Origin of the sequence: Ketobacter sp. GenoA1, assembly GCF_003671475.1 — a bacterium.
Classification (GTDB): Bacteria; Pseudomonadota; Gammaproteobacteria; order Pseudomonadales; family Ketobacteraceae; genus Ketobacter.
The window spans coordinates 1-708 of sequence record NZ_RCHM01000033.1; the positions used below are offsets into that span (position 1 = coordinate 1).

The 708-nt window shown below is 44.8% G+C and carries 3 protein-coding genes; 1 reads left to right on the forward strand and 2 read right to left on the reverse strand.

The window, feature by feature from the left end; translation table 11 throughout:
• Positions 1-112 (forward strand): transposase domain-containing protein (locus D9N13_RS14030; RefSeq protein ID WP_290588140.1); only part of this gene is annotated, 112 nt, incomplete at its 5' end.
• Between the two features lie 110 nt (positions 113-222).
• On the opposite strand, the gene D9N13_RS14035 is transcribed toward D9N13_RS14030, so the two are convergent.
• Entirely contained in the window at positions 223-504 is a 282-nt protein-coding gene (locus tag D9N13_RS14035) for a Dabb family protein (protein ID WP_290591345.1), read from the reverse strand.
• A 63-nt stretch (positions 505-567) separates the two neighbouring features.
• Positions 568-693 (reverse strand): IS3 family transposase, encoded by a 126-nt coding sequence (locus D9N13_RS14040; protein WP_411268171.1) that lies wholly within the window; start codon positions 691-693, stop codon positions 568-570.
• Positions 694-708: the final 15 nt, after the last annotated feature.

The window sequence follows — 708 nt, forward strand, 5'->3', positions numbered from 1 at the left end:
GCATGATCCTTATGCGTATCTGAAGGATGTATTGACCCGGCTGCCGACTCAGCCAGCTAGCCGTATCGGCGAGCTGTTACCTCATGGATGGGGTGCGCCTACAAAAGGGTAATCGCCGGACGCTTACGTTCGATCTACAAGTCAAATAAGTTGACTTTGCATAACGCAGAGGTTACGGGCGCGGACCGTCATTTAGAACACCTTACTAAATTTGATTGCCACTTAGCACTCAAACTCAACCACCTTGCGATCTAGCCTAACTGAAGAAACGAACGATCCGATTTCTTTATGGTATTCGTCATTTTCAAATCTCTGGAAAGCATTTTCATCCGAAAAGGTGCCGATAAACACAATATCATATGCCGATTCATGTTGAGATTCGTTAATCCCAACTTCAATTTCTTGCAGCGAATCAACCGTATTTTTCATGGAAAGCAATTTCCCCTTCATCTCCTCGGCACACGCTGGATCAGCCAACTTCCACATCGAAATCCTTTTAATCATTTAGCAATCCTTACTACAAGTGAAGGGGCGCTTGGTGTTCCCCACAAAAAGTAGACACTCTAACTATGCAGCCATAGCAGCTGCTTCCTCATATTCAACGGGGCTTACCCCATCGTTTGCTGAGTGCCTTCTCTTACGGTTATAAAATATCTCGATATAGGCAAATATACCCGATCTAGCCTCATCAATCGTCCGGTAATTCTT